The following is a 13562-nucleotide window of genomic DNA, read 5'->3' on the forward strand; positions in this document are numbered from 1 at the left end:
TTTGACTAGGCCTGCATGAGGGTCGATGCGCTCATTGCGCTTGAGAATGGCATGAACCGTACTGGCTGCAGGCATGTTGCTGCCGCGCCGTTCAAGGCATCCCTTGATCTTGCGCGCTCCCCAGCCGGTGTGCTCGATATTGAGCGCCAGTATCTGCTTCTCGGACTCGTGAGCAGTTCGATTAGGCGAACTATGGGGGCGACGTGATCGATCTCTCAGCCCGTCTTTACCCTCACATTGGAAGCGTTTGAGCCATTTATAGGCAGTGGTGCGGCCGATATTGAAGTGCTCGCACAATGCTTTGATGTTAGCGCCCTCAGCCAAAGCCAAGGCGACGAATTCGAGACGAAGATCCATGGCGGACACCTCTTTCCAGGACACATCACACCTCCTAAGGGGTCAATGTGTCCTATTAAAAGTGTTCGCGATGTCTCCGAACATTGTGTTCGCTATGTCCCCGGTCCATACACTCCCGAAGGAGAGGGAACCGATTGGGGGATGCTGAAGATACTCGCTGTCCTGTTTGCTGCGCGACAGCGCGGCGTCGTAGACGGGGCGGCAGCTCTTAAGGGGCTGTCGTCGCGGACAATAAAAAGCCCGCGCTACCTTGAGGTAGCGCGGGCTTTTTTGTGCAGCGACGCTTACTTCTCGACGAAGGCGCGCTCGATCAGGTAATCACCCGGCTCACGCATACGTGGCGAAACGGTCAGGCCGAAGCTGTTCAGCACTTCGCTGGTTTCGTCGAGCATGCTTGGGCTGCCGCACAGCATGGCACGGTCGTCCTGCGGGTTGATCGGCGGCAGGCCGATGTCGCTGAACAGTTTGCCGCTGCGCATCAGGTCAGTCAGACGACCCTGGTTTTCAAACGGCTCGCGGGTCACGGTTGGGTAGTAGATCAGCTTGTCACGCAGCGCTTCACCGAAGAATTCGTTCTGCGGCAGGTGCTCGGTGATGAACTCACGGTACGCAACTTCGTTGACGTAACGCACGCCATGGCACAGGATCACTTTTTCGAAACGCTCGTAGGTTTCCGGGTCCTGAATCACGCTCATGAAAGGAGCCAGGCCAGTGCCCGTGCTCAGCAGGTACAGATGCTTGCCAGGCTTCAAGTCGTCCAGCACCAGCGTACCCGTAGGCTTCTTGCTGATGATGATCTCGTCGCCTTCTTTCAAATGCTGCAACTGGGAGGTCAACGGACCATCCGGCACCTTGATGCTGAAGAACTCCAGATGCTCTTCCCAGTTCGGGCTGGCAATGGAGTAGGCGCGCATAAGCGGACGGCCATTGGGCTGTTGCAGGCCGATCATCACGAACTGACCGTTCTCAAAGCGCAGGCCCGGATCACGGGTGCACTTGAAACTGAAAAGGGTGTCGTTCCAGTGGTGAACACTGAGGACACGTTCGTGGTTCATGTTGCTCATGTACGGGGCTCCTAAATTCGCCAGCGCTGACTATGAGCGCAATTGCACAGCATTCTAATGGCGACGACAATATCTGTTAACTGAATTATTAAGATAAGGGTTATCGGTTATATCGATATGCGATTTACTCTCAGACAACTCCAGGTGTTCGTTACCGTCGCCCAACAAGAGAGCGTGTCCCGTGCGGCAGGCTTGTTGGCCCTTTCACAATCGGCAGCCAGTACCTCAATCACCGAACTGGAGCGCCAGACCAGTTGCCAACTGTTCGATCGCGCGGGCAAGCGCTTAAGCCTCAACGCCCTGGGCCGGCAGTTATTGCCACAGGCCGTCGCCTTGCTGGACCAGGCCAAAGAGATCGAAGACCTGCTCAACGGCAAGTCCGGCTTTGGCTCACTGACCGTGGGCGCGACCCTGACAATTGGCAATTACCTGGCGACCCTGCTGATCGGCAGCTTCATGCAGGCTCACCCGGAAAGCCAAGTCAAACTGATTGTCCAGAACACTGCTCATATCGTGCAACAAGTTGCTCATTATGAAATTGATCTGGGTCTAATCGAAGGCGACTGCAGCCATCCGGACATCGACGTTCAGAGCTGGGTTGAAGACGAGCTGGTGGTCTTTTGCGCCCCTCAACACCCTCTGGCCGCCCGTGGGCATGCCACCCTCGAAGAACTCACCCGCGAAGCCTGGATTTTACGTGAACAAGGTTCGGGCACGCGCCTCACGTTCGATCAAGCCATGCGCCATCATCAAAGCGCGCTTAACATTCGCCTGGAGCTGGAACACACCGAAGCAATCAAGCGGGCCGTTGAGTCCGGCTTGGGCATCGGCTGTATCTCGCGCCTGGCACTGCGTGATGCTTTTCGTCGCGGCAGCCTGGTGGCGGTCGAAACCCCTGACCTGGATCTGGCGCGGCAGTTTTTCTTTATCTGGCACAAGAAGAAGTATCAAACCTCCGCCATGCGCGAATTTTTGGAGCTATGCCGTGCCTTTACCGCCGGGGTTCAGCGCAGCGACGAAATTGTTCTGCCTGCGATCGCTTAAAGCAGAATGACCGCCCACACCACGGCAATCAGGGTCAATACCACAAACTGTGCGGCGCTGCCCATGTCCTTGGCGTTCTTTGACAGCGGGTGCAAGTCGAGGGAAATTCGATCGATCGCCGCTTCAATGGCCGAGTTAAGCAGCTCGACAATCAACGCCAACAGGCATACCGCTATCAGCAGTGCTCGCTCGACCCGGCTGACATCCAGGAGGAACGTCAGCGGGATCAGCACCACATTGAGCAACACCAATTGGCGAAATGCCGCCTCACCGGTAAAGGCTGCACGCAAACCGTCCAGCGAGTAACCGCCAGCATTCAAAATCCGTTTAAATCCGGTTTTACCCTTGAAAGGCGACATAGATAGGCAACTGCGTAAAAAATGAGTGGAAAAAACTAAATCAGGCCGCGTCAAAAATGCGTGAAGTTTGACAGTTTAATGGCTCGAAATAGATTCGAGTTGTTGCAGCAGCAGCGCGGCCTGAGTGCGGGTACGCACCCCCAACTTGCGGAAAATCGCTGTCACGTGCGCTTTGATCGTCGCTTCCGAAACGCTCAACTCGTAGGCGATCTGCTTGTTCAGCAACCCCTCGCAAACCATTGTCAAAACCCGGAACTGTTGAGGTGTCAGGCTGGCCAGGCCTTCGCTGGCCGCTTTGGCTTCTGCCGACACCGGCACTTCTTCAAAGGCTTGGGGCGGCCAGGAAACATCGCCATCCAGTACCGTGCGCACAGCGTTTTGAATGGCTTCCATTGAACTGGACTTAGGGATAAAGCCACTGGCGCCAAACTCTCGCGAGCGCACCATGACCGAGGCTTCTTCTTGAGCAGACACCATCACTACCGGGATTTGCGGGTACTGACCGCGCAACAACACCAACCCGGAAAAACCGTAAGCACCTGGCATGTTCAAGTCGAGCAGCACCAGATCCCAATCGGCCTTTATCGCCAGCTGTTTTTCCAGCTCGGCAATACTGGCGACCTCGACCAAGCGAACATCAGAACCCAATCCCAGAGCAACGGCTTGGTGTAGAGCACTGCGAAACAACGGATGGTCATCAGCAATCAGGATTTCGTATGTGGCCATTGTTTAAATGATCCTGTTTTTCAGGCGGGCCCGGTTTAAGTCAGAACCCGCTAAGGCAACTCGAGCAACAGTCTAAAACTGTGCATCAAAGGGCAAGATTTACGCTAAAAAGTTAGAACATATAAGCGTTTGAGCAGCATCTGCCGCCGAATCGGCGCCAAGCATGCCCAGCCAAAACGGTAGGGTCAAGCGTAAAACCTGACACCGAGGTCCAGTAACAGCCATTACTGCGCCAGCATTCAAATGGAATGGAGCCAGCCGCTTATTTCGCTTCGAAAATTGTAGCGCTACTTCTTTAGTCTATTGAGCCCGGTTCTGAGAAAGGTCTTTTACAAAAAAGCCCAGTTCTTGATGCGCTGTACTCGACTCATTCACCGGCAACTGGTTTTTGGCATCCAGATAATGCTGGCTGAACACGTCAAAGTACGCATCCAGAGCAGCCGATGCTTGCGTATCGCCAGCCAGATCAAGGCACAAACTGGCCACTTCGGCGGTACACAAATGCTCACTGCGCGTTGATCGGCGCAACCGATAGCGTGAGAGCTTTTCTGGCAAAAGGCTCAGGATCGGCAAGCCATCCAGATACGGGCTTTTGCGAAAGATCTTGCGCGCTTCAGTCCAGGTCGCATCCAGCAGAATAAACAGCGGCCGCTTGCTGCTGTCGACTTCGACGGTGTGGGTGACTCGCTCAGCCGCTACATACTCGCCGGGAAACACCAGATAAGGTTGCCACTGCGGATCAGCCAACAATGCCAGCAGGTCTTTATCGGTTTCAGTACGCGACCAGATAAAGGCGAAGTTGTCGCTGACCACGTCCGCGATTAACCAGCCGGTATTACTCGGCTTGAACACTTCCTTTTTAGTCATGAGCAGGCAAACGCCCGCGCGCGTGTTGACCTTTGGCCGCCACCGGCACAGACAATGGCTTTCGATCACACGGCAGGTATGGCAACGCGGTGCACGTGAGCCACGCGCCAAATAAGGTTTAGTGCTTTCCTCTTCGTGCTCGTCTCGCAAACGGGCCACAGCGTTAGGGGAAAAGGTCATCAAGGTCATGGGTTTTTACTTACGCCAGCAACCGCTGATTCGCCACGGTTTGGCGCAGAAGCGGATTCAATAGAGGAAGGCGCGCAGTCTACCAGAGGCCGCACGCCTGCATGCCAAACCATGACCACGGGCATTTCCTGACACACAATGCTGACCTATACTCCTGCGCCACTGAACGCACAGATCGATGGTGGGTCAAAGCCTGCGTCACGTACAACAGGAGAGTTTCATGTTGCGCACTATTATTCCAACCGTAGCCTTAATGCTGGCACTGCCTTTGGGCGCGCAAGCGGCCTCTCTTGCAGAATTCAATCTGAACAAGTCCCTGCAAGCGACCGCAGAAGCCAGCAACGTTGGGAAACCACGGGCTATCAGCCCCGACCTGCTGGACAAAGGCTTCACAGTTGATGGCACCGTACTGATTAACAATCTGGAAGCCAGCCCGAACATGGCCGCTCAACTGCGCTCGGCCCCTGAAGTGGCCGTTCCGCAGTTGGGCCGTAGCGTTTGCAACGACCGCAACTTCCGCAAGCTGTTGGCCCGTGGTGCCATCATGCGCTTTGACATTCGGGAGTACCACACGAACAAGTCCGTATTGACCCAAGACATCCGCGCCGATGACTGCAAGCCCAAAGGCTGATCACGCGTCTGCTGCACGCCGTTTTTTGCGACGGTGCGCAGCCTCTTCCTCTCCAATTCTTCATTTACATCAGCCAATTAGCGGTTGCCAGCGCCGTCAACTCAGGACCATTATCAAGGCATGATGGTGACACGCTGTGTCTTGGGGGCTGCCCCACGTACGGCGTTTTAAAGGATGTTGTGTTGAAGGAGTAATGCATGCCCGATCAATCCAGTGATTCCCTGCCCCTGTATTTCGAGGGCCAGGGCCTTGACCTTGCTCAACACGTGGACGCGCAGTTGCAGCTTGTCGCACCTGACAGCCCCAACCGGCCGCTGTATCGCGACATGTTGTTCACTGTTTTGCGCATGGCCCACGATGATCTTGATCGCTGGAACGCCAAGATCATGTTGCAAGCTGTTCGCGAGCTGGAAAAAACCTTCCGTGTGCTGCAAACCTTCAAAGGCCGCCGCAAAGTCACGGTCTTCGGATCGGCACGCACGCCGGTAGAACACCCGCTGTATGCACTGGCCCGTGAAGTGGGTGCGACACTGGCACGCGCCGACATGATGGTCATTACCGGAGGCGGTGCCGGCATCATGGGCGCCGCCCATGAAGGCGCGGGGCTTGAGCACAGCCTGGGCTTTAATATCACCCTGCCTTTTGAACAGCGCGCCAACCCGACGATCAATGGTTCTGCCAATCTATTGGCCTTCCACTTCTTCTTCACCCGCAAGCTGTTTTTCATCAAGGAAGCGGACGCTCTGGTCATGTGCCCTGGTGGCTTTGGCACGCTGGATGAAGCCTTAGAAGTGTTGACGCTGATTCAAACCGGCAAGTCGCCCTTGGTGCCCATCGTGTTGCTGGACATGCCGGGCGGCACCTATTGGAAAAGTGCGCTGGAGTTCGTCCACAACGAGTTGGAAGCCAATCAGTACATTCTGCCTAACGACCTGAAACTGATGCGCTTTGCCTCTAGTGCCGAAGAGGCATTGGCTGAGATCAATCAGTTTTATAACAACTTCCATTCCACCCGCTGGCTGAATAAAACGTTCGTTGTGCGCATGAAGTACCCGCTCAATGTGCACGCGCTCGCGCATATCCAAAAAGCATTCGCCGATATCTGCTTGAGCAATGGGTTTTGTCAGTCGCCGGATGACGGCATAGACCATGACGCGTCACTCAACTTATACCGTTTGAGCTTTGCATTCAGTGGGCGTAACCAGGGACGTTTGCGGGAGTTGGTCGACTTTATCAATCTGACGCAGCACTGGGAAATGACCGACATGGCAGCCACGTCGGCAGAGTGTGAGTCGCTGGCGGACTAGTCTGACGTCAGAGTTGGGTGTCTGGATTAAAACAGGGCCGCTTCGCGACCCATCGCAGCCTTCGGCAGCGGCTACAGGTAGTCGCTAGTCGTCGAATTCTCGGCCGCTTAATACGCGACCAATCATGTCCATCGTATAACCGCGATAACTCAAGAAGCGGCCTTGGCGGGCACGCTCTTTTGCATCTTCAGGCAACTTGCCTGCAAACTTGCGACGCCAGGTGTCTTCCAGCTGTTCTTGCCAGTTAAAGCCACTTTCGCGCAACGCCTCTTCAATATCGCCACGCGACAAACCACGCTGTCCAAGCTCTTCGCGAATACGCAAAGGGCCATAGCCAGAGCCTGCACGGTAATTGATATAGCTTTCGAGGTAACGCGACTCCGACAACAGCCCTTCTTCCGTTAAACGGTCGAGGGCGATGTCGATCATGTCAGGGCAAGCTCCGCGCTGACGCAACTTACGTGTCAGCTCGACTCGACCATGCTCGCGTCGTGCGAGCAGGTCCATTGCAGCTCGTCGCACCGCGACGAGGTTATCCAAAACGACAGTCATGAGTTGTATCAGTTATCGTTTTCTGCAGAGTTTTCGAACTCGATTTCTGCCGCTTCTGCTTCTTCAGCAGCCGCTTTGGCAGCCTTGCTCATTTTCGGCATAACTTTCAGCTCGGCCAGCTCGCTGTCAGTTTTTGGACCCAACAGCTTGGCGCGCAGTTGTTTCTCGAGGGCATCTTTGATGTCCGGGTTATCGTCCAGGAACTTGGCGGAGTTTGCCTTGCCCTGACCAATTTTGTTGCCGTTGTAGCTGTACCAGGCACCCGCTTTTTCAACGAAGCCGTGCAATACGCCCAGGTCGATCATCTCACCGTTGAGGTAGATGCCCTTGCCGTAAAGAATCTGGAATTCGGCCTGACGGAATGGCGGTGCCACTTTGTTCTTGACCACTTTGACGCGGGTTTCGCTACCCACCACCACGTCGCCTTCTTTCACGGCACCCGTACGACGGATGTCCAGACGAACAGACGAGTAGAACTTCAGGGCGTTACCACCGGTGGTGGTTTCGGGGCTACCGAACATTACGCCGATCTTCATACGGATCTGGTTGATGAAGATCACCAGGCAGTTGGCGTTTTTGATGTTACCGGTGATTTTACGCAGTGCTTGCGACATCAAACGGGCTTGCAGGCCCACGTGTGCGTCGCCCATGTCGCCTTCAATTTCAGCTTTAGGGGTCAGCGCGGCCACGGAGTCGATGATGATCACGTCAACAGCGTTGGAACGCACCAGCATGTCGGTGATTTCCAGTGCCTGCTCGCCCGTATCGGGCTGGGAAACCAGCAGGTCATCTACGTTTACACCCAGCTTGCCCGCATACTCAGGGTCAAGCGCGTGCTCGGCGTCAACGAAGGCACAGGTTGCACCCGCTTTTTGCGCTTGTGCAATCACAGACAACGTCAGGGTGGTTTTACCCGAGGACTCTGGACCGTAGATTTCAACAATACGGCCTTTTGGCAGACCGCCGATGCCCAGCGCGATGTCCAGACCCAGCGAACCTGTAGAAATAGCAGGGATTGGCTGGCGATCTTGATCGCCCATCAACATGACGGCGCCTTTGCCGAATTGACGTTCGATCTGACCCAGGGCCGCAGCCAAGGCTTTCTTCTTGTTGTCGTCCATTAAAGTCCTCTCAAAATCAATAAGGCCATGACGGCCGATAACTGTATAAGTAGCCAGTATTATTCCACAGGGTTAAACGATCGCCTACCCCTGATTTTCTATTTCTCGTACCGTTCGGCGTATTAGGCCTTCCAGCGCCGCAATTACGGTTTGTCGACGGACCTCGTCGCGATCGCCCCGGAAGTGCCTGCACTCGGCCGTCACCTCGTCATCAACGCCCCACGCCAGCCAGACCGTGCCTACCGGTTTCTCTGGCGAACCGCCGCCAGGGCCGGCGACGCCACTGACGGCGACAGCAAAGCGTGCATCACTGTGCGCCTGCGCGCCGCGGACCATCGCCTCGACCACTTCGCGGCTGACGGCTCCAACCTGAGTAAACAGCGCCTGCGGCACATCAAGCTGCAGGGTCTTTTGTTGATTGGAATAGGTCACAAACCCCGCCTCGAACCAGGCAGAACTGCCGGCGATACGGGTGATGGCCTCGGCAATGCCCCCGCCCGTGCACGACTCTGCGGTTGTCACGTGAGCGTTAAGAGTCTGAAGGTGGCGCCCAAGTTCAGCCGCCAGTTGAGAGAGTGGGTCCATGAGGTTCTCCTGTGGATGCGCCCAAGCGCCATAACCTACACGAGCCGGTGAGCGTTGCAAGGCGATGCCACTCAAGCCTAGCGTTCGCTACGCGAGTCCGGCGCTGCGCTGTCGACCCCCAGGCGCTTGGCGGCCCAACGCTGATACACGCTAATTGCAGCATCGGCCCCCGCCAGCGCGGTCAGGCAACCAAAGGCACCAGCCGCCAGAATCGACATCCCGGCGGCGTACAACAGCATAAAGGTGGAAACACCACACACCATGCAGGCACCGGAACGCAACGCCAGCCGCCGGACCAGCAGCCAGCCGCTGGCACCTTCTTTATCAGCGCGCCACATCTCGCCAAAGACGCCGCCCACCAAAGCGAGAAGGATGACCAGCAGCAGCGGCATATCCTGCAATATTTGCGGCTCATTCATCGTGCCATCACTCCTGAATCCTTACTGATAAAAGCCAGTGTCTGGCCTGAGCTGAACAGCGGGCGCGCTGCCCGCCGCGTCGCATCCCTGCGCGAGTCAGATCGGGGAACCGCGATGTGACAAAGACTATGCATGTATGGATATACAGTCAATGCACCAATGCATATATTTGTTTTGAACGCCGCTATCAGCCAGAAAAGGCAACGTGAGCAGTGCGATCAGTCTTTCAATAGGCAAGAAAAAGCCCACTTAGACGTGGGCTCATTCTTAAAACTGCAGGCTAGCGAGCGTACATGCCCCACCAGAAGACATGGCCCAGAATCACCAGTTGCTCATCCTCCAGATCGGCGTAGTCATAGTCCTCATCGGGATACTCATCGCAATTAAAACTACGTAAACGAATGCCAAAGGCCAGACGATACAACTGTTTCACGCGCAACTGGCCGTTGTGGTTGAGCGCATACAGGTCACCGTCGATGACCTCTTCAAGTGAGCGCTTGCCGACATTGACACCCACTGTGGCGCCATCACGCAGCACCGGGAGCATGCTCTCACCGCGCACCGTCACGCATTTCGCCTGGTCAAACTCCACGCCGTTGTGGCGCAGGCTGCGCTTGCCGAACCGTAACTTGGCCCGCTCGCTCTCTTCAATGGCAAAACGCCCCGAGCCTGCGGCCAATTCGACCTGGCGCAAGAACGCAATGGACACTTCGTCATCGGCCACGGGGGTGTCGTCATCCCACAACAAAATGTCCCGCAACTCAGCATGCCTGGGTGGATTGTCAGAAAAGCCTGAGCCGGCGCGATCATCTCGCCCCCGCAGGCGATCAGTGCTGATGTGGAAGTACTCGGCAATTTTGGAGATATGCCTGTCGGAAGGATCGACAATTTTCCCGCTCAAAATCCGCGAGAGTGTGGACTGCGGGACTCCCGTACTCCGATGCAGCGCCATCGCGCTGATCTGGTGCCGGGAAAGCAGTTCTTTCAAGACCGTTGAAACATTTCGTTTGGACATGCCGGGAATAGTGCTGGCCGTGTTTATAGATGGCAAATGCTATTTCTTCTATTTATAGCAACGCGTCAGCACGCCCGGCACGCACCTGTAGATGCAGGGGGCTGACATGTTAACCTTGCGCCCATTGCGAAATAGCCGCGCCTGACGCCCGCTTTTCACCCACCTTTTAATCGAATCCGCCTAAGCCTTCTCATGAGTAAGAATACTTCCGACCTGTCTTCACACACGCCGATGATGCAGCAGTACTGGCGCCTCAAAAACCAGCACCCCGACCAGTTGATGTTCTATCGCATGGGCGACTTCTACGAGATTTTCTACGAAGACGCGAAGAAGGCGGCCAAGTTGCTGGACATCACCCTGACGGCTCGCGGGCAGTCGGCCGGACAGGCGATTCCGATGTGCGGAATTCCTTATCACGCGGCCGAAGGCTACTTGGCCAAGTTGGTCAAGCTGGGCGAGTCGGTGGTGATTTGCGAACAGATCGGCGACCCGGCAACCAGCAAGGGCCCGGTTGAGCGTCAAGTGGTGCGTATCATCACGCCGGGCACCGTCAGCGATGAAGCGCTGCTGGATGAACGCCGTGACAACCTGATTGCCGCCGTACTGGGCGATGAGCGTCTGTTTGGCCTGGCGGTGATGGACATCACCAGCGGCAATTTCTCGGTGCTGGAGATTAAAGGCTGGGAAAACCTGTTGGCCGAACTGGAACGCATCAACCCGGTGGAGCTGATGATTCCGGACGACTGGCCGCAAGGCCTGCCTGCCGAAAAACGCCGTGGAGTTCGTCGCCGCGCGCCGTGGGACTTTGAACGTGATTCGGCGTTTAAAAGCCTGTGCCAGCAGTTTTCGACCCAAGACCTTAAAGGCTTCGGTTGCGAAAACCTGACCCTGGCGATTGGCGCCGCCGGCTGCCTGCTCAGCTACGCCAAAGAAACCCAGCGCACCGCCCTGCCCCACTTGCGCAGCCTGCGCCATGAGCGCCTGGATGACACCGTGGTGCTGGATGGCGCAAGCCGTCGTAACCTGGAACTGGACACCAACCTGGCCGGTGGTCGTGACAATACCTTGCAATCTGTGGTCGACCGTTGCCAGACCTCGATGGGCAGCCGCCTGCTAACCCGCTGGCTGAACCGTCCGCTGCGTGACTTGAGCGTGTTGTTGGCCCGTCAATCGTCGATTACCTGCCTGCTCGATGGGTATCGCTTTGAAAAGCTGCAACCACAGCTTAAAGAGATCGGTGATCTGGAGCGGATACTTGCGCGTATCGGCCTGCGCAATGCTCGCCCGCGAGATCTGGCGCGCTTGCGTGATGCCTTGGGCGCGTTGCCTGAACTGCAAGATGCGATGATCGGCCTCGAAGCCCCACATCTGCAACAACTGGCCATCATCACCAGCACCTACCCGGAACTGGCGGCACTACTGGAAAAAGCCATCAACGACAACCCGCCTGCTGTGATCCGTGACGGCGGCGTGCTGAAAACCGGTTATGACTCTGAGCTGGATGAACTGCAATCGCTGAGCGAGAACGCCGGGCAGTTCCTGATTGACCTTGAAGCGCGTGAAAAAGCCCGAACCGGCCTGAGCCACCTCAAGGTGGGTTACAACCGCGTGCACGGCTACTTTATCGAGCTGCCAAGCAAACAGGCTGAACAAGCACCTGCTGACTACATTCGCCGGCAAACCCTCAAAGGCGCTGAGCGCTTTATCACGCCTGAGCTAAAAGCCTTCGAAGATAAAGCCCTGTCGGCCAAAAGCCGCGCGCTGGCCCGCGAAAAAATGCTCTACGAAGCACTACTGGAAACCCTCATCGGCGAGTTGCCGCCTTTGCAGGACACCGCCGCCGCGCTGGCAGAGCTCGATGTGCTGAGCAATTTGGCCGAACGAGCACTGAACCTGGACCTGAACTGCCCGCGCTTTGTCGACGAGCCGTGCATGCGTATCGAACAGGGCCGCCACCCAGTGGTCGAGCAAGTGCTGACAACACCGTTTGTGGCCAACGATCTGGCGCTGGATGACAAAACCCGCATGCTGGTGATCACCGGTCCTAACATGGGCGGTAAATCGACCTACATGCGTCAGACGGCATTGATCGTCCTGCTGGCCCATATCGGCAGCTTTGTACCGGCTGCCAGTTGCGAGCTGTCACTGGTCGACCGGATCTTCACCCGGATCGGCTCCAGCGATGACCTGGCAGGCGGCCGCTCTACCTTTATGGTGGAAATGAGCGAAACAGCCAATATTTTGCACAACGCGACCGATCGCAGCCTGGTGCTGATGGATGAGGTGGGCCGTGGCACCAGTACGTTCGATGGTTTGTCCCTGGCGTGGGCAGCCGCCGAACGCCTCGCTCACTTGCGCGCTTACACCCTGTTTGCCACGCACTACTTTGAGCTGACTGTTCTGCCCGAGAACGAACCGCTGGTCGCCAACGTGCATTTGAGCGCAACCGAACACAATGAACGCATCGTGTTTTTGCACCATGTCTTGCCAGGCCCGGCCAGTCAAAGCTATGGTTTGGCCGTTGCACAATTGGCCGGGGTTCCAGCCAATGTCATCACCCGGGCACGTGAACATTTGAGCCGACTCGAAACGACCAGCCTGCCTCATGAAGTACCGCGACCAGCACCTGGCAAAAAAGCAGTACCGCAGCAAAGCGATCTGTTTGCCAGCCTGCCGCACCCCGTACTGGATGACCTGTCCAAGCTCGATCTGGACAACATGACGCCGCGTAAAGCACTTGATTTGCTCTACACATTAAAGACACGCCTTTAAAAGCTGCTAGAATCGCGCGCGGTTCGGGATGCTACTGGCCTTTTAGCCTGGTCAGTAGATATCACTCCTGAGCCCTGCGAACCCGAACTGTAAGGGCTTCGCTGCCGCCGCCTGAGGAGAAAATTAGAAATGACCTTCGTCGTCACCGACAACTGCATCAAGTGCAAGTACACCGACTGCGTAGAAGTCTGTCCGGTGGACTGCTTCTACGAAGGCCCGAACTTCCTGGTAATTCACCCGGATGAGTGCATTGACTGCGCGCTTTGTGAGCCTGAATGCCCTGCACAAGCCATCTTCTCGGAAGATGAAGTGCCTGCCGGCATGGAACAATTTATTCAGTTGAATGTTGAGTTGGCTGAAATCTGGCCAAACATCACTGAAAAGAAAGACGCTCTGCCGGACGCGGAAGAGTGGGATGGCGTGGCAGGCAAGATCAAAGATCTCGAACGCTGATTCACGCTGCACCAAAAAGCCCCGGTCTCTTGCGAGCCGGGGCTTTTTGCGTTTAAGGGCGATAAGGACATCCGACTGGTAACAATTACACTACAAAATAC

General features: G+C 56.1%; 15 protein-coding genes. 5 read left to right on the plus strand and 10 right to left on the minus strand.

The window, feature by feature from the left end; all coding sequences use genetic code 11:
* Together AAEZ03_RS10940 and fpr are read right to left on the minus strand one after the other, a co-directional pair.
* Nucleotides 1-357, minus strand: a 357-nt coding sequence (locus tag AAEZ03_RS10940; RefSeq protein WP_350578457.1) for a helix-turn-helix domain-containing protein, incomplete at its 3' end; no start/stop codon positions are given.
* 284 nt (nucleotides 358-641) lie between these two features.
* Nucleotides 642-1421, minus strand: coding sequence for a ferredoxin-NADP reductase (fpr, locus tag AAEZ03_RS10945; RefSeq protein ID WP_048369522.1), 780 nt, complete (start codon nucleotides 1419-1421; stop codon nucleotides 642-644).
* 117 nt (nucleotides 1422-1538) lie between these two features.
* On the opposite strand from fpr, the gene AAEZ03_RS10950 reads away from it, so the two are divergent.
* The gene (locus AAEZ03_RS10950; RefSeq protein WP_048369520.1) at nucleotides 1539-2465 is read left to right on the plus strand and encodes a LysR family transcriptional regulator; all 927 of its coding nucleotides are present in this window, start codon (nucleotides 1539-1541) and stop codon (nucleotides 2463-2465) included.
* Here AAEZ03_RS10950 and AAEZ03_RS10955 read toward each other — a convergent pair.
* The 3 genes from AAEZ03_RS10955 to AAEZ03_RS10965 all read right to left on the minus strand — a co-directional run bounded on the left by AAEZ03_RS10955 (nucleotide 2462) and on the right by AAEZ03_RS10965 (nucleotide 4597).
* Entirely contained in the window at nucleotides 2462-2824 is a 363-nt protein-coding gene (locus tag AAEZ03_RS10955) for a diacylglycerol kinase (protein WP_048369518.1), read from the minus strand. The genes AAEZ03_RS10950 and AAEZ03_RS10955 overlap by 4 nt on opposite strands.
* Nucleotides 2825-2899: 75 nt before the next feature.
* Nucleotides 2900-3550: a response regulator transcription factor ErdR gene (gene erdR, locus AAEZ03_RS10960; protein WP_048369516.1), complete on the minus strand. Its 651-nt coding sequence runs from the start codon at nucleotides 3548-3550 to the stop codon at nucleotides 2900-2902.
* A gap of 300 nt (nucleotides 3551-3850) precedes the next feature.
* Complete coding sequence (locus AAEZ03_RS10965) at nucleotides 3851-4597, minus strand: tRNA-uridine aminocarboxypropyltransferase (RefSeq protein WP_350578539.1); 747 nt, start codon at nucleotides 4595-4597, stop codon at nucleotides 3851-3853.
* A 229-nt stretch (nucleotides 4598-4826) separates the two neighbouring features.
* Between AAEZ03_RS10965 and AAEZ03_RS10970 the strand changes: the two genes are divergently transcribed.
* Together AAEZ03_RS10970 and AAEZ03_RS10975 are read left to right on the plus strand one after the other, a co-directional pair.
* On the plus strand, nucleotides 4827-5237 hold the full coding sequence (locus tag AAEZ03_RS10970; protein ID WP_278941424.1) for a PA3611 family quorum-sensing-regulated virulence factor: 411 nt from the start codon (nucleotides 4827-4829) through the stop codon (nucleotides 5235-5237).
* A 197-nt stretch (nucleotides 5238-5434) separates the two neighbouring features.
* Nucleotides 5435-6544 (plus strand): LOG family protein, encoded by a 1110-nt coding sequence (locus AAEZ03_RS10975; RefSeq protein WP_350578464.1) that lies wholly within the window; start codon nucleotides 5435-5437, stop codon nucleotides 6542-6544.
* 84 nt (nucleotides 6545-6628) lie between these two features.
* Here AAEZ03_RS10975 and recX read toward each other — a convergent pair whose 3' ends face one another.
* From recX to AAEZ03_RS11000, 5 genes are all read right to left on the minus strand, one after another.
* On the minus strand, nucleotides 6629-7096 hold the full coding sequence (gene recX, locus AAEZ03_RS10980) for a recombination regulator RecX (protein ID WP_048369509.1): 468 nt from the start codon (nucleotides 7094-7096) through the stop codon (nucleotides 6629-6631).
* Nucleotides 7097-7104: 8 nt separating this feature from the next.
* Nucleotides 7105-8217, minus strand: a complete 1113-nt coding sequence (gene recA, locus AAEZ03_RS10985; protein WP_048369508.1) for a recombinase RecA — start codon at nucleotides 8215-8217, stop codon at nucleotides 7105-7107.
* 84 nt (nucleotides 8218-8301) lie between these two features.
* Nucleotides 8302-8802: a CinA family protein gene (locus AAEZ03_RS10990; RefSeq protein WP_123751950.1), complete on the minus strand. Its 501-nt coding sequence runs from the start codon at nucleotides 8800-8802 to the stop codon at nucleotides 8302-8304.
* Between the two features lie 77 nt (nucleotides 8803-8879).
* Nucleotides 8880-9221 carry a phage holin family protein gene (locus AAEZ03_RS10995; protein WP_048386556.1) on the minus strand — a complete coding sequence of 114 codons (342 nt, stop codon included), beginning with the start codon at nucleotides 9219-9221 and terminating at the stop codon, nucleotides 8880-8882.
* Nucleotides 9222-9501: 280 nt separating this feature from the next.
* Nucleotides 9502-10236, minus strand: coding sequence for a LexA family transcriptional regulator (locus AAEZ03_RS11000; protein ID WP_350578469.1), 735 nt, complete (start codon nucleotides 10234-10236; stop codon nucleotides 9502-9504).
* Between the two features lie 192 nt (nucleotides 10237-10428).
* Between AAEZ03_RS11000 and mutS the strand changes: the two genes are divergently transcribed.
* Together mutS and fdxA are read left to right on the plus strand one after the other, a co-directional pair.
* Nucleotides 10429-13008, plus strand: coding sequence for a DNA mismatch repair protein MutS (mutS, locus tag AAEZ03_RS11005; RefSeq protein ID WP_350578472.1), 2580 nt, complete (start codon nucleotides 10429-10431; stop codon nucleotides 13006-13008).
* A gap of 129 nt (nucleotides 13009-13137) precedes the next feature.
* A complete protein-coding gene (gene fdxA, locus AAEZ03_RS11010) occupies nucleotides 13138-13461 on the plus strand; it encodes a ferredoxin FdxA (RefSeq protein WP_123751946.1) in 324 nt (107 codons plus the stop codon).
* Nucleotides 13462-13562: the final 101 nt, after the last annotated feature.

Origin of the sequence: Pseudomonas sp. HY2-MNA-CIBAN-0224 (assembly GCF_040310285.1) — a bacterium.
Lineage (GTDB): Bacteria > Pseudomonadota > Gammaproteobacteria > Pseudomonadales > Pseudomonadaceae > Aquipseudomonas > Aquipseudomonas helleri.